21 protein-coding genes and 2 tRNA genes are annotated in these 22,501 nt (G+C 63.1%); 8 read left to right on the forward strand and 15 right to left on the reverse strand.

The window, feature by feature from the left end; translation table 11 throughout:
• The first annotated feature begins 95 nt into the window (after positions 1-95).
• The gene (gene glgC, locus QZY03_RS06030) at positions 96-1,367 is read left to right on the forward strand and encodes a glucose-1-phosphate adenylyltransferase (protein ID WP_295579076.1); all 1,272 of its coding nucleotides are present in this window, start codon (positions 96-98) and stop codon (positions 1,365-1,367) included.
• A 421-nt stretch (positions 1,368-1,788) separates the two neighbouring features.
• Here the strand turns inward: glgC and QZY03_RS06035 are convergent, their stop codons facing one another.
• The 14 genes from QZY03_RS06035 to QZY03_RS06100 form a co-directional block, all read right to left on the reverse strand.
• Positions 1,789-3,726: a SurA N-terminal domain-containing protein gene (locus tag QZY03_RS06035; RefSeq protein WP_295579079.1), complete on the reverse strand. Its 1,938-nt coding sequence runs from the start codon at positions 3,724-3,726 to the stop codon at positions 1,789-1,791.
• A 138-nt stretch (positions 3,727-3,864) separates the two neighbouring features.
• Positions 3,865-3,941 (reverse strand) — tRNA-Asp (locus tag QZY03_RS06040).
• 2 nt (positions 3,942-3,943) lie between these two features.
• Positions 3,944-4,019: transfer RNA gene (locus tag QZY03_RS06045), tRNA-Val, on the reverse strand.
• Positions 4,020-4,032: 13 nt separating this feature from the next.
• Positions 4,033-4,305: an HU family DNA-binding protein gene (locus QZY03_RS06050; RefSeq protein WP_295579081.1), complete on the reverse strand. Its 273-nt coding sequence runs from the start codon at positions 4,303-4,305 to the stop codon at positions 4,033-4,035.
• A 193-nt stretch (positions 4,306-4,498) separates the two neighbouring features.
• Positions 4,499-6,955 (reverse strand): endopeptidase La, encoded by a 2,457-nt coding sequence (gene lon, locus QZY03_RS06055; RefSeq protein ID WP_295579083.1) that lies wholly within the window; start codon positions 6,953-6,955, stop codon positions 4,499-4,501.
• Positions 6,956-7,160: 205 nt separating this feature from the next.
• Positions 7,161-8,435 carry an ATP-dependent Clp protease ATP-binding subunit ClpX gene (gene clpX, locus QZY03_RS06060; RefSeq protein WP_295579085.1) on the reverse strand — a complete coding sequence of 425 codons (1,275 nt, stop codon included), beginning with the start codon at positions 8,433-8,435 and terminating at the stop codon, positions 7,161-7,163.
• A gap of 187 nt (positions 8,436-8,622) precedes the next feature.
• Positions 8,623-9,267 carry an ATP-dependent Clp endopeptidase proteolytic subunit ClpP gene (gene clpP, locus QZY03_RS06065; RefSeq protein WP_295579087.1) on the reverse strand — a complete coding sequence of 215 codons (645 nt, stop codon included), beginning with the start codon at positions 9,265-9,267 and terminating at the stop codon, positions 8,623-8,625.
• Between the two features lie 83 nt (positions 9,268-9,350).
• Positions 9,351-10,661, reverse strand: a complete 1,311-nt coding sequence (gene tig / locus QZY03_RS06070) for a trigger factor (RefSeq protein ID WP_295579089.1) — start codon at positions 10,659-10,661, stop codon at positions 9,351-9,353.
• 45 nt (positions 10,662-10,706) lie between these two features.
• Positions 10,707-10,832: a hypothetical protein gene (locus tag QZY03_RS06075; RefSeq protein ID WP_295579091.1), complete on the reverse strand. Its 126-nt coding sequence runs from the start codon at positions 10,830-10,832 to the stop codon at positions 10,707-10,709.
• 150 nt (positions 10,833-10,982) lie between these two features.
• Entirely contained in the window at positions 10,983-12,368 is a 1,386-nt protein-coding gene (gene hemN / locus QZY03_RS06080; protein ID WP_295579093.1) for an oxygen-independent coproporphyrinogen III oxidase, read from the reverse strand.
• Positions 12,369-12,434: 66 nt separating this feature from the next.
• Positions 12,435-12,758: a general secretion pathway protein GspF gene (locus QZY03_RS06085; protein ID WP_295579095.1), complete on the reverse strand. Its 324-nt coding sequence runs from the start codon at positions 12,756-12,758 to the stop codon at positions 12,435-12,437.
• Positions 12,759-12,761: 3 nt separating this feature from the next.
• Entirely contained in the window at positions 12,762-13,676 is a 915-nt protein-coding gene (prmB, locus tag QZY03_RS06090; protein WP_295579097.1) for a 50S ribosomal protein L3 N(5)-glutamine methyltransferase, read from the reverse strand.
• Between the two features lie 118 nt (positions 13,677-13,794).
• Entirely contained in the window at positions 13,795-14,259 is a 465-nt protein-coding gene (locus tag QZY03_RS06095) for an Rrf2 family transcriptional regulator (RefSeq protein WP_026199718.1), read from the reverse strand.
• A 146-nt stretch (positions 14,260-14,405) separates the two neighbouring features.
• The gene (locus tag QZY03_RS06100; RefSeq protein WP_363182324.1) at positions 14,406-15,194 is read right to left on the reverse strand and encodes a M90 family metallopeptidase; all 789 of its coding nucleotides are present in this window, start codon (positions 15,192-15,194) and stop codon (positions 14,406-14,408) included.
• A 434-nt stretch (positions 15,195-15,628) separates the two neighbouring features.
• On the opposite strand from QZY03_RS06100, the gene QZY03_RS06105 reads away from it, so the two are divergent.
• Positions 15,629-16,282, forward strand: a complete 654-nt coding sequence (locus QZY03_RS06105) for a c-type cytochrome (RefSeq protein WP_295579102.1) — start codon at positions 15,629-15,631, stop codon at positions 16,280-16,282.
• A gap of 157 nt (positions 16,283-16,439) precedes the next feature.
• Positions 16,440-17,270, forward strand: coding sequence for an endonuclease/exonuclease/phosphatase family protein (locus QZY03_RS06110; protein WP_295579104.1), 831 nt, complete (start codon positions 16,440-16,442; stop codon positions 17,268-17,270).
• Here the strand turns inward: QZY03_RS06110 and QZY03_RS06115 are convergent.
• Positions 17,221-17,787: a hypothetical protein gene (locus QZY03_RS06115; RefSeq protein ID WP_295579107.1), complete on the reverse strand. Its 567-nt coding sequence runs from the start codon at positions 17,785-17,787 to the stop codon at positions 17,221-17,223. The genes QZY03_RS06110 and QZY03_RS06115 overlap by 50 nt on opposite strands.
• 111 nt (positions 17,788-17,898) lie before the next feature.
• Between QZY03_RS06115 and QZY03_RS06120 the strand changes: the two genes are divergently transcribed.
• The 5 genes from QZY03_RS06120 to djlA all read left to right on the forward strand — a co-directional run bounded on the left by QZY03_RS06120 (position 17,899) and on the right by djlA (position 22,370).
• On the forward strand, positions 17,899-18,759 hold the full coding sequence (locus QZY03_RS06120; RefSeq protein ID WP_295579110.1) for a transglycosylase SLT domain-containing protein: 861 nt from the start codon (positions 17,899-17,901) through the stop codon (positions 18,757-18,759).
• 117 nt (positions 18,760-18,876) lie between these two features.
• Positions 18,877-19,692 carry a class I SAM-dependent methyltransferase gene (locus QZY03_RS06125; protein WP_295579113.1) on the forward strand — a complete coding sequence of 272 codons (816 nt, stop codon included), beginning with the start codon at positions 18,877-18,879 and terminating at the stop codon, positions 19,690-19,692.
• A gap of 9 nt (positions 19,693-19,701) precedes the next feature.
• A complete protein-coding gene (locus QZY03_RS06130) occupies positions 19,702-20,370 on the forward strand; it encodes a thiopurine S-methyltransferase (protein ID WP_295579116.1) in 669 nt (222 codons plus the stop codon).
• A 205-nt stretch (positions 20,371-20,575) separates the two neighbouring features.
• A complete protein-coding gene (locus QZY03_RS06135; protein ID WP_295579119.1) occupies positions 20,576-21,442 on the forward strand; it encodes a transglycosylase SLT domain-containing protein in 867 nt (288 codons plus the stop codon).
• Between the two features lie 79 nt (positions 21,443-21,521).
• Positions 21,522-22,370, forward strand: a complete 849-nt coding sequence (gene djlA, locus QZY03_RS06140) for a co-chaperone DjlA (protein ID WP_295579122.1) — start codon at positions 21,522-21,524, stop codon at positions 22,368-22,370.
• Positions 22,371-22,501 lie beyond the last annotated feature (131 nt).

Genomic DNA, 22,501 nt, shown 5'->3' on the forward strand with positions numbered 1-22,501 from the left:
ACCATAAGGCTGTCGGCGGGGACGCCCCAGTGCCGACCAATGATCAAAACGACGATCAACCGATGATCATCACGACGGTTCCACCAGGAGGATCTATGTCGGCATCGAACCCAAGGTTCGTCAGCCGCCTGACCCGCAACACGCTGGCCCTCATCCTGGCCGGCGGGCGGGGCTCGCGTCTCAAGCATCTTACCGCCTGGCGCTCCAAGCCGGCGGTTCCCTTCGGCGGCAAGTTCCGCATCGTCGACTTTCCGCTGTCGAACTGCATCAACTCGGGCATCCGGCGGATCGGCGTGCTCACGCAGTACAAGGCCCACTCCCTGATTCTGCACATCCAGAAGGGGTGGGGGTTCCTGCGCGGCGAATTCGGCGAATTCGTCGAGCTGTGGCCGGCGCAGCAGCGGGTGGCCGAGACCTCCTGGTACGCCGGCACCGCGGATGCCGTCTTCCAGAACCTGGATATCATCCGCAACCACAATCCGGACTATGTCCTGATTCTGGCCGGCGATCACGTCTATAAGATGGATTACGGGGCCATGATCGCCCAGCATGTCGAGAGCGGTGCCGACATGACGGTGGGCTGCGTCGAGGTGGAGCGGGAGCGCGCCCTCGAGTTCGGCATCATGACCGCCGAGGCGGACGGTCGGGTGATCGGCTTTCAGGAAAAGCCGGACGTGCCGGATACCATCCCCGGACAACCAGATCGCTGTCTGGCCTCCATGGGGATTTATGTCTTCAATCGCGGCTTCCTGTTTGAGCAGTTGATCAAAGACGCGGATACCAAGGATTCTTCCCATGATTTTGGCAAGGACATCATCCCCGGCGTCATCGCCCGCTATCGGGTGATGGTGCACCGTTTCCGCGACCCGCGCAGCGGCGAGCAAGCCTACTGGCGTGACGTGGGAACCCTGGATGCCTTCTGGGAGGCCAATCTGGAGTTGATCGGTGTGACTCCGCCGCTCAATCTCTACGACCGGGACTGGCCCATTTGGACCTATCAGGAGCAGTTACCGCCCGCCAAATTCGTCTTCGATGATGATGATCGGCGCGGCATGGCGGTGGACTCGATGGTCTCCGGCGGCTGCGTCATCTCCGGGTCCACGGTGCGGCACTCGCTGCTGTTCTCCAACGTCCGCGTCAACTCATACGCCTACGTTCAAGACTCGGTGTTCCTGCCGGACGTGGAGATCGGCCGCAGTTGCCGTATTCGCAATACCATCATCGACCGCTTCTGCTCGATTCCCGAGGGGAGTGTCATTGGCTTCGATGCCGCGGCGGACCGCCGCGCCGGGTATTTCGTTACGGAACGAGGGATTACCCTGGTCTCTCCCGAAATGCTCGGTCAGGGAATCAACCAGATTCGCTGACGTTGCGTCGGTTCCCGCGATCGTCCCGGACGGCGTTGATCGTCGTCCGGCGGGGGCGCCCCGTAGCGGTCTTGGGTCCGCGCCCGGGTGCGATCAAAACTGATGTGTTGACGAAAATCCGTAGGCTACGCATCGCGTACCCGCCAGGCCGAAGCAACTTACACTCCCTGTCGTTGTCGTAATCGAGATCCGGGCTGCTCATGCCCAAACTGATTCGCTTCTCCGATTACGACAACGACAACGACCGCGATGCCAAAGGCGTTCACTAACGGACTTGTCTACGGGCCTCGATCAAGATTCCGGCCACTTGGGCTCGCTGGGTGCGTAGTCAGGCCATCCTGGCCTGACACCGTCAGGGCTGGAAGCCCTGACTACGCACGCCGCTGGCCGGGTTTACGATCAAGGCCTGTCTACGCGCTTCTCAGCCTTCGCTGCCCTCGGCCGACGCCGTGAGAGCCTTGCGCTCGATCTTGGCGCGGGCCTCCATATCCTTGAGCACAGCGTCGAAGGCCTGGCGCCCCAGCAACTGACCGAGCATCGACGCTGGGTCGGCGGCCGTTGGTGCCCCTCCGGTCGGTTCGACCGGGCCATCTTCGACCTTGCTCACCCGCACGATGGCCGCATCGCCGTTTTCGAGGGTGGCGGTGCCGATGCTGGCACTTGTTGCGGCGGCCGGGATCGGGAGCGTGAAGGCAGTCGTGCGCACGGCAGCGGGAAGCTTGGGGTCATTGCGGCCGACCAGCCCGGACTCCTCGACTTTTCCCTCGCCCGCTACGGCCGACCAGTCCGCGCCGCCGCGGAGTTGATCCGCGCCGGCGCTCGCTGCCTCCGCGGCGAGTGTGCGTGCGCGCTCCTTGCGCAGGTCGGCGACGATCTCTTCGCGCACTTCGTCCAGTGGCCGGGTCGTGGCCTCGCGGTGATCCACGACACGCACCACCACGGCTTGTAGCACGTCCTTTTCGGGTTCGATCAAGTCGCTGTTGCGACCCTCGTTGAGGACCTCGTCGCTGAATGCGGCGCCGGTCACCTTCGGGTGACCCAGCACGCCCTCACCACCCTGACGGCCGATCCAGTCGCTGTGCTGGATCTCCAGGCCGAGTTCTTGGGCCGCCGGATCCAGGCTGTCCGCCGACTCATAGACGACGTTCGCCAGGCGCTCCCCCAGGTCGTAGAACATGGACTCGGCCTGCTGCTTTGCCAGTTCCCCACGCAGTTGCTCGCGGACTTCCTCAAACGGTTTGACGGCAGCGGGGGTAATGGCTTCCACCTGAATCAGGTGGTAGCCAAAACGGCTGCGCACCGGCTCGCTGAGGTCGCCGACGGGCAAAGAAAAAGCCGATTGTTCAAAGGCCGGGTCCATCATGCCCTTCTCGATCTCGCCTAAAGACCCGCCCTGGGCGGCGCTTCCGGGATCCTTGGAGGCCGCCTTGGCGACCACCTCGAAGGTCTCGCCGCCCTGGATGCGTTGGCGGACGGACAGGCTCTCGGTCAGTACGGCCGCGGCGGTCGCCTCGTCGGCGTCTTGCGGGAGCGTGAGCAGGATGTGCCGGACACGGCGCCGCTCCGGCTGGCCGAAACGGGTCTGGTCCGTGTCATAGAGGCGGCGTATCTCGTCGTCTGAGACCTGGTTTTTCGCGGCCAGTCCGCCTACGTCCAGCACCAGATAATCCAGCTTCACCTGCTCGGGGATCTGGAAGCGCGCCGTGTTTGCTTCATAGAAGGCGGTGATCGCCGCCTCGTCGATGGGGTCCTGTCCCTGGAAACGCTCGAGCGGCAGTCGCAGCCAGCTCACCTCGCGCTGCTGTTTGGTCAGCCGTTGGTACTGGGACCGCTCGGCTTTAGTCACCAGTTCGCTGCCGGTGACCGCCCGAATCAGTTGGCTGCCGATGATCCGCTGGCGCAATTGCGCCTCGAACATGGCGGGTGATTGGCCCTGGTACTGAAGGATTTGCTCGTAGGAGGCATGGTCGAAGCGACCATCCTTCTGGAACGCCGGCTCCATGAGGATCTGGGCACGCAGATCCTGGTCCGACACGCGCAGACCCATGCGGTTGGCGATATCGGTCAGGAGTGTCTCGCGGATCATCTCCTCGAGCACCTCGCGGCGCAGGCGCTGATCGTCGAACTGGGCGGGGTCGTAGGCGGCGCCGAGGCGTTCACGCAATTGGATGCGTGCGGTCTGAACCCGTCGATCGAGTTCACGTTCGAGGATGTCATTCCCATTCACCGAGGCCGCCACCGGTTCACCGCCGACGTCGAGATAGGAACTGATACCCCAGAGGGCAAACGGGATACTGATCAAGATGATGATGGTCCAGGCGATCCAGCCGTGGGCGCGGTCCCGGATGGTCTGCAGCATGTCTCTATACTCGCACGGGGTCTTGATAATGGAACGGCACCGCCGCCGACAGCGTCGGTGACCGGGGCACCGCGGGATAGCGTGAAATCGACACAAACGAAAACGGGGTATCCAGGACGGATACCCCGCATCTTGTGTTGGCGGAGCGGACGGGGCTCGAACCCGCGACCCCCGGCGTGACAGGCCGGTATTCTAACCAACTGAACTACCGCTCCCTTGGTGGGTGCTGCAGGGATCGAACCTGCGACCCTCGCCTTGTAAGGGCGATGCTCTCCCAGCTGAGCTAAGCACCCTAAAGACGAACGCTTATTGTATCGCGTCCTTCAGGGCTTTGCCAGCCTTAAAGCCCGGGTTTTTCGATGCAGCAATCTCAATGGCAGCGCCGGTCTGGGGGTTGCGTCCGGCGCGCGCGGCGCGCTTCTTCACCGAGAAGGTCCCAAAGCCGATGATGGAGACCGTGTCTCCATTTTTCAGAGCGACGGCGATTGCGTCGGTCAACGCATCGAGTGCCCGGCCAGCCGCGGCCGGCGGGATATCACCCGCTTCCGCCATCGCCTTAATCAGATCCGATTTATTCATTCATTCCCCCAATGTCGTGACCACTGCTCTGCGAGCAAACCATGTCCTGCCCCGCGTGCGATCGGTCGAGGCCCCGTCAGTATAAGTCTGGCAACCGAAACCGGAGGCACCGCGCGCGTTCTCGAATCCTAAAGCGGACTCCGTAACGGGGCAACCCGGTTTCGCCGACTCTGCCCAAGAAACGTCGAAAAAATCAGTGATGCGTCCGCACCGGCTGCTCACGGGCCGGATCTGCCGGCTGCTCCGGGGTCGCGTCTTCCGGACTCGCCCCGTCTCCGCCCTCCGCGGCGGTGATGATCGGCTCGGGTCTGCGTGTCAAGGCAATTTCCAGCACCTCATCGATCCAGCGGACCGGTCGAATATCGAGATTCTGCTGGATGTTCTTTGGGATCTCAGTGAGATCACGCTCGTTTTCGCTGGGGATGATCACGGTATCGATTCCCCCCCGGTGAGCGGCAAGCAGTTTCTCCTTCAGTCCGCCGATCGGCAAGACTTCGCCGCGTAAGGTGATCTCCCCGGTCATGGCGACATTCGATCGGACGGGTACCTTGGTCAGCGCCGACACCAGGGCAGTGCACATGGCGACACCGGCACTGGGACCGTCTTTCGGCGTCGCCCCCTCAGGAACGTGGATGTGCACGTCGAAGGTATTGTGAAAATCGGGCACGATGCCGAGCGCATCCGCGCGGGAGCGTACCACGGTCATGGCGGCCTGGATCGACTCCTGCATCACGTCGCCCAGTTGACCGGTGTAGGTGAACTTGCCTTTGCCGGGGACCAAGGCCGACTCGATGCGCAGGAGTTCGCCGCCCACCTCGGTCCAGGCCAACCCGGTGACCTGACCGACCTGATCGTGCTCGTCGGCGCGCCCGTAGCGAAAGCGTTGGACTCCCAGGTACTTTTCCAGCGACTTGGCGGCAACCACCGTGCCGGTCCCACGCTTCTTGAGGAGAACCTCTTTGACCACTTTGCGGCAGATCTTGGAGATTTCCCGTTCCAGGTTGCGGACGCCGGCCTCGCGTGTGTAATGGCGGATGATATCCCGCAGGGCCGCTTCGCGGATCGTCAACTCCCCTTCCTTGAGCCCGTTATTCTTGATCTGTTTGGGGATCAGATAACGCTCCGCGATGGCGACTTTTTCATCCTCGGTGTAACCCGACAGCCGAATCACCTCCATGCGGTCCAGCAGCGCCGGCGGAATATTCAGTGTGTTGGCCGTCGCGACGAACATCACCTCCGAGAGGTCGTAGTCCACTTCGAGATAGTGGTCGTTGAACGTATGATTCTGCTCCGGGTCCAGAACCTCCAGGAGAGCGGAGGCCGGGTCGCCCCGGAAGTCCATCGCCATCTTGTCAATTTCGTCCAGCAGGAAGAAGGCGTTGCGAGAACCCACTTTACACAGATTCTGGATGATCTTGCCCGGCAATGCACCGATGTAGGTGCGCCGATGGCCGCGAATCTCGGCCTCGTCGCGCACGCCGCCAAGGGACATGCGGGCGAATTTGCGATTGGTCGCGCGCGCGATGGATTGCCCCAGCGAGGTCTTTCCCACGCCCGGCGGGCCAACGAGGCAGAGGATCGGACCCTTGAGCTTGCGGACCCGCTGCTGTACGGCCAGATACTCCAGGATCCGTTCCTTGACCCGTTCCAGACCGTAATGATCTTTATCCAGCACCTGTTCGGCGACCCGGATGTCGTTGCGGATGCGCGTGCGCTCCTTCCAGGGGACGCTGACCAGGGTGTCGACATAGTTGCGCACCACGGTCGCCTCGGCCGACATGGGCGACATGAGTTTCAGCTTATTGAGTTCGGCTAGCGCCTTGGTCTTGACGTCCTTCGGCATCCCCGCGTTTTCGATGCGTTTGGCGAGCTCTTCGATCTCGTTGGGGGCCTCGTCGAGTTCGCCCAGTTCCTTCTGGATCGCCTTCATTTGCTCGTTGAGGTAGTACTCGCGCTGGTTCTTCTCCATCTGGCGCTTGACCCGTCCGCGGATCCGCTTTTCCATCTGGAGGATGTCGTTCTCGGATTCCATCAGCCCCATCAGGTGCTCGATGCGCACCTGGATGTCGATCATCTCTAAAACACGCTGTTTTTCATCGAGTTTCAGCGACATGTGCGCGGCCATGGTGTCGGCGAGTCGACCGGCCTCATCAATGCTCGACAGGGAGGTCAGGACCTCCGGCGGAACCTTCTTATTGAGTTTGACGTACTGGTCAAAGAGCGAGACGGCGGAGCGGATCAGCACCTCCTGCTCACGATCGTCTGCTTCCAGGGTCTCGGTCAGGGGCTCGATCAGTGCGGAGAACGACTCTTCGGTCGTGAGAAAGCGTTCGATGCGTGCCCGCTGATTCCCCTCCACCAGCACTTTGACTGTCCCGTCCGGGAGCTTCAATAACTGCAGAATGTTGGCCAGGGTACCAATCTCATGCAAGTCCTTCACGGCCGGATCGTCGACATCCGCGCTTTTTTGGGCTACGAGCAGGATCTGTTTGTCGTTCGCCATGGCCCCGTCGAGTGCGCGGATGGATTTGTCCCGGCCCACGAATAACGGGATGACCATGTGCGGGTAGACCACGACATCACGCAGCGGCAGGACCGGTACCTCCTGAGGGGCCGTGGATGGGGATCGTGAGGACTCGTGCTGTGCCATTGACGCTCTCTTTGCGGAAACTTGTGGGGTGACGACGACCACTCTGGCCCGCAGCCCCGAGCGGCTCCATCGTGCCGGGGGTGCGAGGCTGGCGCAGAGATCGGTGAATGATTGCTGATGCGCTGGGGAAAAGAATCAGGCCAGAAACAGGCGACTTCAACAGACGAGGACACGATAAGCCGCGCGAAAACCGCGGCTCACGGAATCAATCTCCGGAGGCAACCTGCTTTTCGAGGCCTTCGTAGATCAGGAAGGGTTTGTTCTCGCCCCTGATCACCGAGCCGTCCAGGACGACCTTGCCCACGTTGCTCATGGACGGCAAATCGTACATGGTGTCGAGCAGGACTTGCTCCATGATGGTCCTCAGGCCGCGTGCCCCGGTCTTGCGATCCATCGCCTTATGGGCAATGCAGCGCATGGCGTCGTCACGCAGTTCGAGTTCGACACCCTCCATCTCGAACAGGCGGGCATACTGTCTGACCAGCGCGTTCTTCGGCTCGGTGAGGATGCGCATCAGGGCCGCCTCATCGAGTTCGTCGAGCGTGGCCGTCACCGGCAGGCGTCCGACGAATTCCGGGATCAGACCGTAACGGATCAGATCCTCGGGCTCACCCGCCGCCAACAATTCCCCAATCTGACGCTTGTCATCCTTACTGTGGACGTCGGACGTGAAGCCCATGCCTGATTTATTGAGTCGGTTCTGGATGACTTTGTCGAGACCAGCGAAAGCGCCCCCAACGATAAAGAGGATGTTGGAGGTGTCGACCTGCAGGAACTCCTGCTGCGGATGCTTACGTCCGCCCTGGGGCGGCACCGAGGCGACGGTCCCCTCGATTAGCTTGAGCAGCGCTTGCTGAACCCCCTCGCCCGACACGTCACGCGTGATCGACGGGTTATCCGACTTGCGTGAGATCTTGTCGATCTCGTCGATATAGACGATGCCTGTCTGCGCCTTCTCAACGTCGTAGTCGCACTTCTGGAGCAGCTTTTGGATGATGTTCTCGACATCCTCGCCGACATACCCGGCCTCGGTCAGCGTGGTTGCGTCGGCGATGGTGAAGGGCACGTTCAAAACCCGTGCCAGGGTTTCCGCCAGCAGCGTCTTGCCCGAGCCCGTGGGCCCGATGAGCAAGATATTACTCTTGGCGATCTCGATCTCTTCCTTGGCCTCCGAGACCTCCAACCGTTTGTAATGGTTGTAGACGGCGACCGAAAGGACCTTCTTGGCATACTCTTGGCCGATGACGAACTGGTCGAGGCTCTCTTTGATCTCGTGTGGTTTGGGCAGGTTGCTGGTCGCTTCGCCCGCGCCTTCCTGCATCTCCTCACGGATAATGTCGTTGCACAGTTCGACGCACTCGTCACAAATGAACACGGAAGGGCCGGCGATGAGCTTGCGCACTTCATGCTGACTCTTGCCGCAGAACGAACAGTAGAGGAGTTTGCCCTCGTCGTTCTTACCGTGGTTGCTTCCACTCATCGGGGTTGACACTCCGGAGGTCGGTTTACGCCGGGGACCAAGCCGTCCCTCGAGCGTTTAAGTCAATCATAACGGTTTGAATCTGTATAGCAAGAAAGTCACAAAACCAGACCGACGGTCTGGCCGGAACCGGCGTCGAGTGCCGCACCACGTGCGCAATGTGTGCCTCATGGTGCGGCGGATGCCCTTAGAGCTTGCTTCCAGCCGGACCGCGCTCGGTCAGGACGGTATCGATCAGACCATAGACCTGGGCCTCTTCGCCCCCCATGAAGCGGTCGCGGTCGGTGTCGTCGGCAATCTTCTCAATCGGTTGACCGGTATGGTGCGACAGGATGCGATTGAGGCGATCACGAATCAGGAGGATCTCGCGGGCGTGGATGTCGATATCGGTCGCTTGCCCCTGGAAGCCGCCGAGCGGTTGGTGGATCATCATCCGCGAGTGCGGCAGGCAGTAGCGCTTACCCGCGGCTCCGCCCGCCAGGAGCAAAGCGCCCATACTGGCGGCCTGGCCAACACACATGGTGCTCACGTCCGGACGGATGAAGCGCATGGTATCGTAGATTGCCAGCCCGGCCGTCACCGATCCGCCAGGAGAGTTGATGTAAAGATGGATATCCTTGTCCGGGTTTTCGGACTCCAGAAAGAGCATCTGAGCGACCACCAGGTTGGCCATATAGTCTTCGACCGGCCCGACCAGAAAGATCACCCGCTCCTTCAGAAGACGCGAGTAGATGTCGAAGGAGCGTTCGCCGCGCGCGGTTTGCTCGATGACGATGGGTACGAGCCCCAGACCTTTCGGGCTCCACTCGCTGTGACTCACGGGATTGATCATGAACTCCACTCGCCTGCTGCTTAACGCTGTCGATCCGCACTCGATCCAACGCTCAGGCATCCCAGGATGCCTGGACGTTGGGGCTAGAGCCCCGCGGCGGTGGCTGCCGACGCCGGGTCGGTCAACTGCGCGAAACTCAACTGTTCCTCTTCCACTGTCACCTGGCTCAGGGCCCAGTCTACGACCTGTTCCTCCAAGACCAGTGATTCCACCGGGCTGAGGCGCTGGCGATCAGCGTAATAATAGTCGATGACCTCTTGGGGGTCCTCGTAGGTGGACGCCATGTCCTCTACGGCCGCACGGATGCGCGGCGGATCGGCCTTGATCCCATTCTGCTTGACGATCTCGGCGATGATCAGGCCCAAGCTGACGCGACGCTGCGCGGACTCCTCGAAGAGGCTGTCGGGTAACTCGAACTGGGCACCGCCGAGGTTGGCGCGCATCTGTTGTTTCAGCCCGTTGATCTCGTCTGCGACCAAAACCCTGGGGATATCCAGGGTGTGGCACTTCAGGATCAGCTCCATCACCTGATCCTTGATGCGGCCGTGGATGCGCTGCTTCAATTCACGTGCCATATTGGCGCGCACGTCGGCACGAAAGCGCTCGACATCGCCGTCGGCGACCCCGAAGGCGCGCGCAAAGGCCTCGTCCACTTCGGGTAGCAGGGGTTCGCTCACCGCGTCGACGGTGACCTCGAAGCGCACCGGGCGCCCGGCCAAGTCGGCACGCTGGTAGCCCGCCGGAAAACTCAGATCCAAGGTGCGGGCTTCCCCGGCACTGGCGCCGACCAGGGCGTCCTCAAAGCCGGGGATCATGCGCCCCGTGCCGAGTTCCACCGTGGTGCCGGAGGCCGAACCGCCATCGAAGGGCTCGCCGTCCAGGGTGCCCGTATAGGAGATGGTCAGTCGGTCGCCAATTTGGCCGGGCCGCTGGACCGCCACCCAGGTCTTGCGCTGTTCGCGCAGCCGCTCAATCATCAGGACCAGGTCTTCATCCGTCAGTTGCGCGATCGGCCGCTTGACCACTTGGCCGGCCAGGGACGCGAGTTCGATTTGGGGCAGGACCTCGAAGGTCGCGGTGAAGCCGAAGCTCCGCGCCGCCTGATCAATCTCGGGCTGGACGCTCGGCGCGCCGGCCAGGCGTAGCGCATGATCCTGCACTGCCTCGGCGAAGCTCGACTGGACCAACTCGCCGAACACCTCGATCTCGACCTGATTGCCGTAGCGTTGACGCAGCACCTTCATCGGCACCTTGCCGGGCCGAAAACCGGGCAGACGGGCCGAGCGCGCGATGCCCTGCAAGCGTTTGTCCACCTCGCCCTGAATGCGTTCAAAGGGGAGCTCGATGCGCATCCGCCGCTCCAGACCCTCTCCCGACTCCACCGTAACTTGCATGCGTCGTGTCTCCCACCGTCCAGGCGATCTTCACCGCGCCGGGTATCACCCCGGCGCGGGTCGAATCAATTCAGTCCATCGGGCAGCGATGCCCGACATGAAAAGCATGAGATTATAGCCCGGCTTGCCCTCATGATCCAAGGCAAAGCCGGTGATTTCGCCAGCGATCACGGACAACTCGGCGTGGTCCGCTGTCTCGCGGCGGTGAGCGAGCGTGACGCGCCGGGATCAGCACGCGTTCTGTGTTGGCGGGACTGGGGATCGGGCGATTTCTTTCAGAGCATGTTCGGACCAGGCGCCTGAATCCCCGCCGGTCGAGCCTCAGATCACCTTCGAGAACCCGATCGGACCGGTTTTGTTTGCAAGATACGCGTCGAAGGCCATGCAAATATTGCGCACCAGGAGCCGCCCGCGCGGGAGGATGCGGATCGTGCCGGCGTCGATCTCAACCAATCCGTCACCAATCATGGGGGTAAGTCGCGTCAGTGCGTCGGCGAAATAGTCGGCGAAGACGATGTCCCAGGTCGATTCGATGGTCGGAATCGCGAGCTCGAAATGGCAAATCAGGCGGGTGATGACGTCTCGGCGGATCAGGTCGTCGCGGTTCAGTTCCAAGCCGCGGAAGACCGGCAGGCGCCCGGCATCGATGTCCGCATAATACTCGTCCAGTGCCCGCCGGTTCTGACCGTAGGTCGTGTCCACCTTCCCGATGGAGGTCACGCCAAGCCCGATCAGGTCGCAGTCGGCATGGGTCGAGTAGCCCTGGAAGTTGCGATACAGCGTTCCGGCGCGTTGCGCCAGCGTCAGTTCGTCGTCCGGCCGCGCGAAGTGATCCATGCCGATGTAGACATAGCCCGCCTCGTTCAAGCGGGCGATCGTGCTCTGCAGAATATCGAGCTTGACCTCCGGTGCCGGCAAGTCAGGTTCATTGATGCGCCGCTGGGGTTTGAAACGCTCGGGCAGGTGCGCGTAGTTGAACACCGAAACCCGGTCCGGGGCGAACGCGATGATCCGATCCAGCGTGCGCAGGAAGCTGGCAACCGTTTGGAACGGCAGGCCGTAGATCAGATCGAGACTGATGGAGCGGAAACCCTCCGCGCGAGCCGCGTTGAGCACCTCCAGGGTCTGGGCTTCGGTCTGGATGCGGTTCACCGCCTCCTGAACGCGGGGATCGAAGTCCTGGACCCCCAGGCTCATGCGGTTGAATCCAATCCGCCGCAACAACGCGACGGTCGCCGCGTCCGCCTCGCGGGGATCGATCTCAATGGAGTACTCGCCGGTCGCATCGTCGGCCAAGGTGAAGTAGCGACGGGTCTGTTGCATGAGCCCCTGCATCTGGTCGTGGCTCAGGAAGGTCGGGGTACCGCCGCCCCAATGTAGTTGTTCAACCACCCGATCGCGGTCGAACAGGGCCGCTTGCATCTCGATCTCACGATAGAGGTGGTCGAGATAGGGCGGTGCCAGCGACCGATCTTTGGTGGCGATCTTGTTGCAGGCGCAGTAAAAACAAACCGTGTCACAAAACGGAATATGGAAGTACAGGGACAGCGGACGTTTGCTGGCGTTGCTGCGTGCACAGGCCGCGGCGTACGCGGTCGCATCGAAGCCCTCATGGAACTCGACTGCCGTCGGGTAAGAGGTGTAACGCGGGCCGCTTTGATCGTAGCGGCGGATCAGGTCCAGGTCGAAAGAGATACCCTGTTCCATCGATTCAAACCTCTAGCGCCGACGGTGGCGCCTCAAATTGGTTGCATGTGTTCATTCGGGGCCGGCTCAGGTGTCGGTGCCCGCGACATCGAGACCGCGCCGATGCGTCTCGTTGATTTGCCGCAGCAGTGTAATAAAGGGGATCTCGTCGGCATACCGCCCCGCCAGGTCCATGAACGGCAAATCATCTCGTCCGAAGCGGTAGGTTCCCTCCTGCATGGACTGGTAGACCGCCTTGATGCTGTCTTCCAAGGGGTCGAGAAATACGGGAAATCGGGTCAGGTCATCGAGTTCGTACTCCAGGCAGTCCCGCAGGTCAGCGACCTCGAAGGTTGCCTGGCACACCCAATCAACATATTCATCCGCGCAGCGCGCCCGTCTCAAACTCATGGGTCAGGCCTCCTCAAACTCGCGTTGGTACTGCTTGATTTGTGCGCGTGACAACAGTAGCACGCCCTCGCCGCCACGTTCGAACTCGATCCAGGTCCAGGGCACCCGTGGCAGCCGTTGCTCCAGCCCAGGGGCGGCGGATCCGGCCTCCAGAACCAGTATGCCCTCATCGGTCAGGTGTTGTCCGGCCTCACGCAGGATGCGCAGCAACAGATCCAGTCCGTCCTCGCCGCCCAGCAGGGCCAACCGCGGTTCTCGCTGGTATTCGGGAGGCAGGCCGTCCAGTTCCGCCCGCGGCACATAGGGCGGATTGCAGCAGATGACGTCATAGCGCTCCTCTGCGAGGCCGTTGAACAGGTCCGACTCCAGGACGCGCACGCGATCGGCAACCTGATGCTTTTCCACGTTGCATCGTGTGACCGCCAGCGCGGCCTGCGAGATATCCGCCAGGTCGACATCCGCGTGCGGCAAGTAGACTGCCGCGGCGATCCCGATGCAGCCGCTGCCGGTGCAAAGGTCCAGGATGCGATCCACGCGCTCGGCGTCGATCCAGGGTTCAAACCCCGCCTCGATCAGTTCGGCGATCGGTGAGCGAGGGACCAGAACCCGCTCGTCGATGTCGAATTCCAGTCCGGCGAACCAGGCGCGTCCGATGAGATAGGCTGCCGGCAGCCGCTCGCTCACGCGCCGCTCAATCAGGTCTGCGACCACCGTGCGCTCGGCCGAGGTCAGGCGGCAGTCGCGGAAGCTGGCTGGGAGGTCCGGCTGCAGGGAGAGCGCGGCGAGCACCAGTTGTGCCGCTTCGTCTAAAGCATTATCCGTGCCGTGGCCGAAAAAAACCCCAGCGCTGTTGAAGCGACTGGCCCCCCAGCGGACATAGTCCTGGATCGTCATCAATCCATCAGCTTGTTCGGCCATCGCCTCGCGTTTCCCGGTTCGTTCAGTGGTCCCACCGGATGGGGGCCACTCCCGCATCGACGGCGGGATGCTTAGGATAACACTTGGCCGCCCTGCGCACCGGACCGCGTGCGACCCGTCAAGCGGCGCGGCGGTTTCCGTTCGCGGTGAGAAAGTCCGGCCGGGATTTCTGCTTGTCGGCACGCCCGCGCTCGACCAGGTCTTCCAGGGTGATCCCGCTCAGGAAGTGGAAAATCTCGTCGCTCAATTGGTCCCACAAGTGGTGAGTCAGGCAGCGCTGGCCATCCCGGCAGTTCTCGCGTCCGCCGCAGCGGGTGAACTCCACCCATTCGTCCACGGCGCAGATGATGTCGGCGATCGACACCTCGGCCGCGGGCCGCCCCAGGTAGTATCCGCCGCCGGGTCCACGGACACCGCGCACCAGTTGCTTGTTGCGCAGCGCGGCGAACAACTGCTCCAGGTAAGAGAGCGAAATGCCCTGGTTGACTGAAATATCCGCCAGGGTCACCGGGCCGTTGCCGGCGTGCAGTGCCAGATCGAGCATGGCGGTTACCGCGTATCTGCCTTTGGTCGAGAGTCTCATAATGATTGCCTGCCAGGTGTGGGTTGAGCCCAGAAGATCGCGCGGCCAAACGCGACTCTGACTAAGTTAGTCAACAATTTTCGTATTTCAATGCATCAAGGACGGAAAAGCCTTGGCCCGCGGGCGGGCGGTGCCCGGCGCGGCGGTTACCGACCCCCAGGCCGCGCCCCGGCGCCCAGTCGCGCCAGCGGATCCTGGCGATAGAAGGCGCGTAGTTGAGAATAGACCGCCGGGTATTCGGCGTTGAGCAGGTCGGGAATCTCGAAGAATGCCTCGCTGGCGACTGCAAAAAACTCGGCCGGTGACTCGGCGCCGTAGGGGTCGATCGGGGGCTCCTCCCCCGCCGCTGTCCGGCGGTTGAGGTCCGCATAGGCCGCGGCGAACGCCTCTGCCCATGACTGACCCGACATGTCGGCGTGCAGCGGCGGTCGACCATTGGCAGGACCGTCGCGCATGTCGAGTTTATGGGCCAATTCGTGCAATACGACGTTGTAGCCGTTCAGGGTCCGACCGGCCGCCACGTCGGCCCATGAAAGGATCACGGGTCCTTGCTCCCAGGCCTCGCCGCTCTTGACCTCGTCGTCCACCCAGACCAGGCCATCGGCATCCACGTACTCGCGGGCTGGAACGAACTCGGCTGGATAGAGGATCAGCGCATACCATCCGCGGTACCAGTCGAGCCCCAGTTCCATGACCGGCAGCGCTGCTTGCAGGGCGATGCTGAGCCGCATCCGCGCGGTCAACTGCAGCCCCTGCACTGCTTCCAGCCGCTTTTCCCGCAGGAACAGCAGAGCAAGGTCGGCGAGCCGGCCATCCTGCTCGTCGCTCAATCCGGCGAGCAATGGGAGAGCGGCGCGGGCGGCCCGCCAGTCCGACTGGCGGTAGCGTCGCCGCTCCCGGACGAGGACTCGGGATTGCCACCAACGGGTCAGCACGCCCAAGAACGCACCCCGGTTGGTGCGGGCATCAACGTGCGCTGGTGCCGGACAGGCCCCATCTGAGGCATCACGAGACACGATGTTTGGCAGTTGGTCTGGATCATATACACTATTTGATATCGCTTGTCGTGTGATCGCGGCGCGGCCTTGGGGCCTGGCGAAGGTTTGGTTACACTGCGCGATGGACTGTACCTCCCATGCTACCGGGGCTCCCTCGCCGTCATCCCTGCGGTCGGTGTGTTTAGCGGAATCTTTCGCGCGGTCGCGGGTCTCTGCATCGGCAGGGGGGAAACGTCACTCAATCGACAAGAATTTGTGCGGGGAAATTGACCCGTATGAGCTACCTCTGATATACATCCGGGGATTTTCTCACTCTTCAAGGTGACCGCGATCCGGCGCGGTCACGCACAACCTAAAGACGGGCACTGGAAATGACTAGCAACTGGCTACAGACGGTTTCGGCGGCGGCACTCCTGATCGGCGGGCTTTCAGGCACGGCCTGGGCTAACCAGGCGGCGAACGAGGGGGCGCAGCCGGTCGGTGATCCCAAGGCGGGGGAGGCTAAGGCTAACACCATTTGTATCGCCTGCCATGGCCCCATGGGCAACAGCATCGTTCCGATCTGGCCCAAGCTTGCCGGTCAGCATCCCCAGTATATCTATAAACAACTCATGGACTTCAAGGCCGGCAGACGGGAAAACGCGCAGATGAGCCCGATGGCCGCCCCGCTGTCGGAGCAGGAAGTGCTCGATGTGGCTGCCTATTTCTCCAAACAATCCCAGACCGGCGGGACCGCCGATCCGGCTCTGGCGGTGTTGGGCGAGCGCATCTTCCGGGCCGGCAACGCGACTTCGGGCGTGCCCGCTTGTATCGGGTGCCATGGGCCTGCCGGGATGGGCGTGGGGCTCGCCAAATTTCCCCGCATCGCGGGTCAACATGCGGATTACGCCAAGCAGACCCTGACCTGGTTCCGCGACGGCAGCCGGGCGAACGACCCCAACGGCATGATGCGCGGGGTCGCCGCCCGCCTGACCAACGACGAGATTGCGGCGGTTGCTCAGTACGTTCAGGGGCTCAGCCAGTAACAGCGTCCACGTTGGCATGCAGCGAAGCGGAGACCCTGTTTCCGGTGGCGGGGCCGCGTCCAACAGTCGTCGCTGGGGCAGACCCGGCGGCCGGGCGCAGCGTTAGCTCGGGGCAGGCATTCACTACCCGGGCCCCGAGCTACGGATCGACGTTTCCATGCAGCACATCAAACTGCTGAGTTACAACGTCCAGGGTGGAATCTACTCCCGTCGCTACAGCGACTATGTGACGAACAGTTGGAAACATGTGCTGCCGCATCCGGAGCGGTTCGTCAATCTGGCACGTATCGCCCAATTGATTCAGCAGTTTGATGTGGTCGGACTGCAAGAGGTGGACGCCGGCAGCCTGCGCAGTGCCAACATCGACCAGATCCAGTATCTGGCGCGGCAGGGTGGTTTTCCGTACTGGTACCGCCAGATCAATCGGGATCTGGGTCCCTTCGCCCAGCACAGCAACGGCTTGCTGAGCCGGCTGCGGCCGGGTCCGGTCACCGAGCATAAACTTCCCGGGCTGCCCGGCCGCGGTGCCGTGGTGGTGGAGATCCCGCTGGCGGATGGTGAGCAGCTGGCGATCGGCATCGTCCACCTGGCCCTGGGGTGGCGGGCACGCAAGCGTCAGCTCAACTATCTGGCAGGCTTAGCGGAGGAGCATCCGCTGCTGGTGCTGATGGGTGATTTCAATTGCGGCAGCGACTCACGCAGCCTGCGGGCGATGGTCAGACGCACCGGGATGCAGGGTTTGGACTACAACCTGAAGACTTTTCCCAGTTGGCGTCCGCGCCACAATCTGGATCATATCCTGGTGACTCAGCCGCTGCGGATCCTGAATGCCCATGTCATTGACTACCCCTTGTCCGACCACCTTCCGCTCAGCATGACGCTGGGTCTGCCGGAGGGGCTGGGTTTTGCCGAGCCGGCTGACCTGCGCGGAACACCGTTCAATCCTGTACATAAAAATGACGCCAACCAAGGCCGCAAGCGTCGGTGAGCAAATCGATCAGCGGCGGCGTTGGTACCGCCTCGCCGGGGAAGACTTCCTCGACCAAGACGAACAGGCGGCCGAACCCGCCCTGTTCCTTCCAATCCCAGCGCCAGGGTGGACGGGTGTCGCCGCAGGCCGTGCAGGTGGTTCCTGGATGTGGGCGCTCCAGTTGCGCAATCATCCGGTCGCGCCAGTCCATGAGCCGCGCGCGGCAGTTCGGGCAGCGCGGCGGGCGGGTGTTGCGACCATACAATAAGCGCGGTGCGACGCTCAAGGTCGAAATCCGGACATGGCAGAACGCGGTGTACGGGGCCGGGCCGGTCGTGGTGGGAACCACGACCGCGCAGCCGCTGAAGGCGAGCAGGCTCAGGAAGTTGGCCCCGACGGTGTAAGCCTGGCGATGGCCGGGCAGGGGGGCGGCGATGAAGCCAGCCCGGGACAGCGACTCGATCAGCAAGCTTGCCTCGGGGCAAGCCAGTGGATCGGTGGTCGTCAGAACCAGCCGTCCGGTGTGGTTGGGCATGACTGCATCCGCCGGGTTCGGGTAATATCGGGCATCCTAACAGATCGACGCCCCGGCTCCGTGACTCCTGCACGCCGTTAGACCGGGACGACACCGCGCGGACCCTATGTCATGCGACACGGCATCCTCCAGCGACTGCTCTGCCGGATACTGAGCTGCTTGCTTGGGGGTCTGCCGGTGGTCGGCGCCGCCGATGCGACGTTCGCCAAGGCCTACGCCACGCTGGATAAACGTCAGTTGACCGAATGGGGACGGCGCTTCGAGCATGGCGAGGGTATCCCGCGGAACTTGGATAATGCCATCCAGCTCTATTGCAAAGCGGCCAGGCAAGGCGACCTTGATGCCCAGTATTACCTCGGTTGGCTCTATGCCAACGGCAACGGGGTCAAACGCGACGAGGAACTGGCCGCCTGGCTGCATCTGGCGGCCGCGCAGCATGACGCGCAGTCGAAACGGATCCTGAGCCATCTGGGCTATGCGAAAAAGCCCAAGCGCGCACCCGTCTGTGCGCTGACCGACGGTCGCGACGCGTTGCGGCTGCTGCCGACCCCGCGGCCCCCGGCGCGACCTGGCGCGGCGCGTCTCCAGCCGGCCGCGGGGCCGATTGCCGCGTTGATTCGGGACCTGGCGGATGATTATCAGCTGGATCCGAATCTGGTCTTGGCCCTGGTCGAGGTTGAGTCCAACTTCAACCCGCGGACCCAGTCACCGAAAAACGCCCAGGGCCTGATGCAATTGATCCCGGCGACCGCCGCGCGATTCGGTGTGCGCGATGTGTGGGACCCGGAGCAGAACCTGCGTGGCGGTATGGCCTATCTGCGGTGGCTGCTCGGCTACTTCAAAGGCGACCTGCGACTGGCCCTCGCGGGATACAACGCCGGCGAAGGGGCGGTGGATCGTCACGGCGGGGTGCCGCCCTTCGCCGAGACCCAATCCTATGTCGCCCGTATCATGGGGAAGCTGAAACCCTGAGTCCGGACAGAGCCTTGGTGTAGGGGCGGGTTTGAAACCCGCCCCCAGGTCCGGTTGTCACGTCCGATGGCTATCACTGGTTTGTGACGCGTTACTTAGGTCTTAGGTCCGACACGAATGAACGGTTTGCACGCAACCACGTTGCTACTGATCGGTTTGACCAGTCTGCCCACGACCGCGGCTGCGGCTGCGGCGGACCGCGAGCAGCCCGCGGCGTCGGACGCGGCGCCGTCGGCCCCGAGCAGTTCCGTCCACAGCGACCGGGCGGTCAGCCCTTTGCTCAACCGTCACTACCAGGACGGCGATCTGCGCGAGTGGACCCAGGTTTTCGAGCGGCCGGGGCGGGAAGTCTTCGACCAGCGCTTTAAGATCGTGCATGCGGTCCGGCCTCACCCAGGGATGCGGATCGCTGATATCGGCGCCGGGACCGGGCTCTTTACGGTGCTGTTCGCGCGTGCGGTCGGACCGGACGGACTGGTCTACGCGGTGGATACTTCGCCGAGCTTCGTCGCCGGCCTGCATGACTTGGCCGCGCGCTATCGGGTCGACAATATCGTCCCGGCCGTCAGCACCCAGGAGGACACCCGGCTGCCGGCCGCGGGTATCGAACTGGCCTTCGTCTGCGATACCTATCACCACTTCGAGTACCCGCGTGCGATGCTCGATTCGATCCATCAGGCCCTGGTCCCCGGCGGCGCCCTGGTCATCATCGACTACCGCCGTCGTCCCGGCCTGAGTTCACCCTGGGTGCTGCAGCATGTGCGCGCGGACCGCGACCAGGTGGTGGCGGAAGTCCGGCAGGCGGGATTCCGGTTGGTCGAGGAACCCGATTTCCTCACCGAAAACTATTTTCTGCGTTTTGAAAAACACGGTGATACTGCCGGGTCCGAGGCGGACCCAGGCGCGCCTGTCGCACCGCCGCACGCTCCCTAGAGATATCCGATGAACCCCGATTTTTGGTTGGAACGTTGGCACCGCGGTGAAACCGGCTGGCACCGCGATGAAATCAACCGCCACCTGTGTGAGTTCTGGCCCCAGCTCGGCCTCCCGACCGGGACCCGGGTCCTGGTGCCCCTCTGTGGCAAGACCACCGACCTGCTGTGGCTCGCCAGCCGCGGCGACCGGGTGCTGGGGGTCGAACTCAGCCAACTCGCCGTGGATGCCTTTTTCGCGGAGAACGGCTTGAGTCCCGCGGTGACGCGAGTATCCGGTTTCAGTCGTTACCGCGTCGATGAGATCGAAGTGCTCTGCGGCGATTTTTTCGATCTGAGCCCGGCGCTGCTTGACGACATCGGGGCCGTTTACGATCGGGCCGCGCTGATTGCCCTCCCGCCTGACCTGCGCATCCGCTACGCGGCCCATCTGAACGCGCTGCTCCCGACGCGGGTGCCGCATCTCCTGATTACCCTGGAGTACGATCAGGCGCGGCGCGCCGGACCGCCGTTTTCGGTCCAGACCCAGGAGGTCGGGCAGTTGTTCGGGGAGCGCTACCGGCTGAGCGTGCTGGGGCAACTCGATGTCCTCGACGAGTCACCGGCATGGCGTCAACAAGGGTTAACCGAGCTGATGGAACGGGTCTATCGGCTGGATCCGGACACGATTTCCCCCTAATAGCGCGTCAGAAGTTCTGATCGCACCCACACGGTCGCGCGCGCTCGTCCCGACCGACTGAAATATGTATACTGCCCTGTGATGTTCGCCTGGCCGCCGCAAAGCGGACGTCGTTCCCCAGAGTCCAAGCTCGCATGCCGCCGTCACGGTGCACCTGGTCGGTGGCCGAACACGGCCCAACCGATCGAGTCTGAACTAAAGGCACATGCACGCTCAAGCGCCCACTCGCCGGATAACGCGGATCGGCCTGCTGCTTGTCCTGTTGGTCGCGCTGCCGGTCTGCGCCAAGGACCGGATCGGCGAACAAGACAAAGACCCCGCCTTTGAAAAGGCGCTGCTCAGCAAGTCGCCGGCCAAACTTCTGGAGTTGGCCGGGCGCTATGAGAACGGCCGCGGCGTCACTCAGAACACCCGCAAGGCGGTTCAACTCTACTGCAAGGCCGCGGCCAAGGGTGCGACCCGCGCCGCGGTGCAGCTTGGCCAAATCTATGCTTTCGGACGCGGTATCTACCGTGATCAAGACCTGGCAGCCGCCTGGTTCTATCAGGCCGCCGGCAAGCGGGACAGCACCGCGATCAACCTGCTCAAGGTGTTGAAGGTCGACGGGAAACCCAAGCGCGAGACGGACTGTCTGCTGGACCCGCCCGTGCCCCCCGCGTCGGCGGCAGCGCGTTTTGCGTCCCGCCCCCATCCGGCCAAGGGCAAGGTTGCCGAATTGGTGCGCCAGTTGGCCCCGGGTTACCAACTAGACCCGGAGTTGGTGCTGGCGCTCATCGAGGCCGAATCCAATTTCAATCCCCGCGCACTGTCACCCAAGAATGCGCAGGGTCTGATGCAGCTCATCCCCGCGACCGCCGAGCGTTTCGGTGTCCAGGACGCTTGGGACCCCGAGCAGAACCTGCGCGGGGGCATGGCCTACCTGCGCTGGCTGCTGGCGCGCTTCAAAGGGGACGTTCAACTCGCCCTGGCCGGTTATAACGCGGGGGAAGGTGCGGTCGAGCGCCATGGCGGCATCCCGCCCTACGCCGAGACCCGCGCCTATGTGACCCGCATCATCGCGCGCATCAATTGACGGGGTTTGGTCGCGCGCCGCGAACGGTTGATTCAGTTTCAGGCAATGGGCGGGGCAAGACCGGCAGCAGGGGGCGTCAATGGGTTGGTGGGGCAAAGCGGTAGGCGGTACCTTGGGTCTGCTGGTCGGCGGACCCTGGGGGGCCCTGGTTGGGGCGACCCTGGGTCATGGGCTGGATCGCGGGACGGCACTGGTCGACCTGTTCGGGCCGTTGCGGGCCCCCGAGCGTGCGCGCCTCCAGCAAGTGTTCCTGGAGACCACCTTCACCGTCATGGGCCACCTCGCCAAGAGCGATGGTCGGGTCAGCGAGACCGATATCGCCTTTGCCGAGTCGGTCATGACGCGGATGGGCCTCGACGATTCCGGCCGCCGTGCGGCCATCCGTCTTTTCCAGGAGGGCAAGTCGGACAGCTTCGTGCTCGCGCCCGCCCTCGCTGAATTTCGGCGCCTGAGCGACGGTCAGATTCAGTTGCATTTGATTTTTCTTGAAATCCAACTGGCGGCGGCCTATGCGGGCGGAGTGCCGGCCCCGGCCGAGCGTCTGGTGCTGGAGCAGATCCGGGTCGGCTTGCAGATTCCCGCGGCCAGTTTCCGCCGGGTGGAGCGCTTGATCCAGATTCAGGCCCAGATCCTGGGCGGCGGGGGCGCCTGGCGCGGCGGCGGGACCCGCGGCGAGCGTCCGGGCACGAGCCAGCGACCGGCCGCCGGCTCCCTGTCCGGGGCCTATGCGGTCCTCGGCGTCACGCCCAAGGCCACTGATGCCGAGGTCAAACACGCCTATCGGCTCCTGATGAACCAGCATCACCCGGATAAGCTGGTCTCGCGCGGCGCACCCGCGGAGGCCCTCAAGATGGCGACCCAGAAGACGCAAGAGATTCTCAGCGCTTACGAGACGATTACCCGCGCACGCGCGGCGGGTCAGCCCTGAAGCATGACCGCGCGACCGCAGTCACGGCGCGGGCTGGCGGTGGTTAACGAAAGTTAATGTTCGCACAAGGGGGTAGACACCGCGGCGGGCTTCTGGCAGGATCAATGGCAGAGTAGTCGGTCTGCGAAGTC

The organism is uncultured Lamprocystis sp. (assembly GCF_903933125.1).
Taxonomy (GTDB): Bacteria; Pseudomonadota; Gammaproteobacteria; order Chromatiales; family Chromatiaceae; genus Thiodictyon.

Coding starts and splice junctions, on each gene's coding strand:
- glgC (WP_295579076.1), top strand. CDS start 96: ATGTCGGCATCGAACCCAAGGTTCGTCAGCCGCCTGACCCGCAACACG.
- QZY03_RS06035 (WP_295579079.1), bottom strand. CDS start 3,726: ATGCTGCAGACCATCCGGGACCGCGCCCACGGCTGGATCGCCTGGACC.
- QZY03_RS06050 (WP_295579081.1), bottom strand. CDS start 4,305: ATGAATAAATCGGATCTGATTAAGGCGATGGCGGAAGCGGGTGATATC.
- lon (WP_295579083.1), bottom strand. CDS start 6,955: ATGGCACAGCACGAGTCCTCACGATCCCCATCCACGGCCCCTCAGGAG.
- clpX (WP_295579085.1), bottom strand. CDS start 8,435: ATGAGTGGAAGCAACCACGGTAAGAACGACGAGGGCAAACTCCTCTAC.
- clpP (WP_295579087.1), bottom strand. CDS start 9,267: ATGATCAATCCCGTGAGTCACAGCGAGTGGAGCCCGAAAGGTCTGGGG.
- tig (WP_295579089.1), bottom strand. CDS start 10,661: ATGCAAGTTACGGTGGAGTCGGGAGAGGGTCTGGAGCGGCGGATGCGC.
- hemN (WP_295579093.1), bottom strand. CDS start 12,368: ATGGAACAGGGTATCTCTTTCGACCTGGACCTGATCCGCCGCTACGAT.
- QZY03_RS06085 (WP_295579095.1), bottom strand. CDS start 12,758: ATGAGTTTGAGACGGGCGCGCTGCGCGGATGAATATGTTGATTGGGTG.
- prmB (WP_295579097.1), bottom strand. CDS start 13,676: ATGGCCGAACAAGCTGATGGATTGATGACGATCCAGGACTATGTCCGC.
- QZY03_RS06095 (WP_026199718.1), bottom strand. CDS start 14,259: ATGAGACTCTCGACCAAAGGCAGATACGCGGTAACCGCCATGCTCGAT.
- QZY03_RS06105 (WP_295579102.1), top strand. CDS start 15,629: ATGACTAGCAACTGGCTACAGACGGTTTCGGCGGCGGCACTCCTGATC.
- QZY03_RS06110 (WP_295579104.1), top strand. CDS start 16,440: ATGCAGCACATCAAACTGCTGAGTTACAACGTCCAGGGTGGAATCTAC.
- QZY03_RS06115 (WP_295579107.1), bottom strand. CDS start 17,787: ATGCCCAACCACACCGGACGGCTGGTTCTGACGACCACCGATCCACTG.
- QZY03_RS06120 (WP_295579110.1), top strand. CDS start 17,899: ATGCGACACGGCATCCTCCAGCGACTGCTCTGCCGGATACTGAGCTGC.
- QZY03_RS06125 (WP_295579113.1), top strand. CDS start 18,877: ATGAACGGTTTGCACGCAACCACGTTGCTACTGATCGGTTTGACCAGT.
- QZY03_RS06130 (WP_295579116.1), top strand. CDS start 19,702: ATGAACCCCGATTTTTGGTTGGAACGTTGGCACCGCGGTGAAACCGGC.
- QZY03_RS06135 (WP_295579119.1), top strand. CDS start 20,576: ATGCACGCTCAAGCGCCCACTCGCCGGATAACGCGGATCGGCCTGCTG.
- djlA (WP_295579122.1), top strand. CDS start 21,522: ATGGGTTGGTGGGGCAAAGCGGTAGGCGGTACCTTGGGTCTGCTGGTC.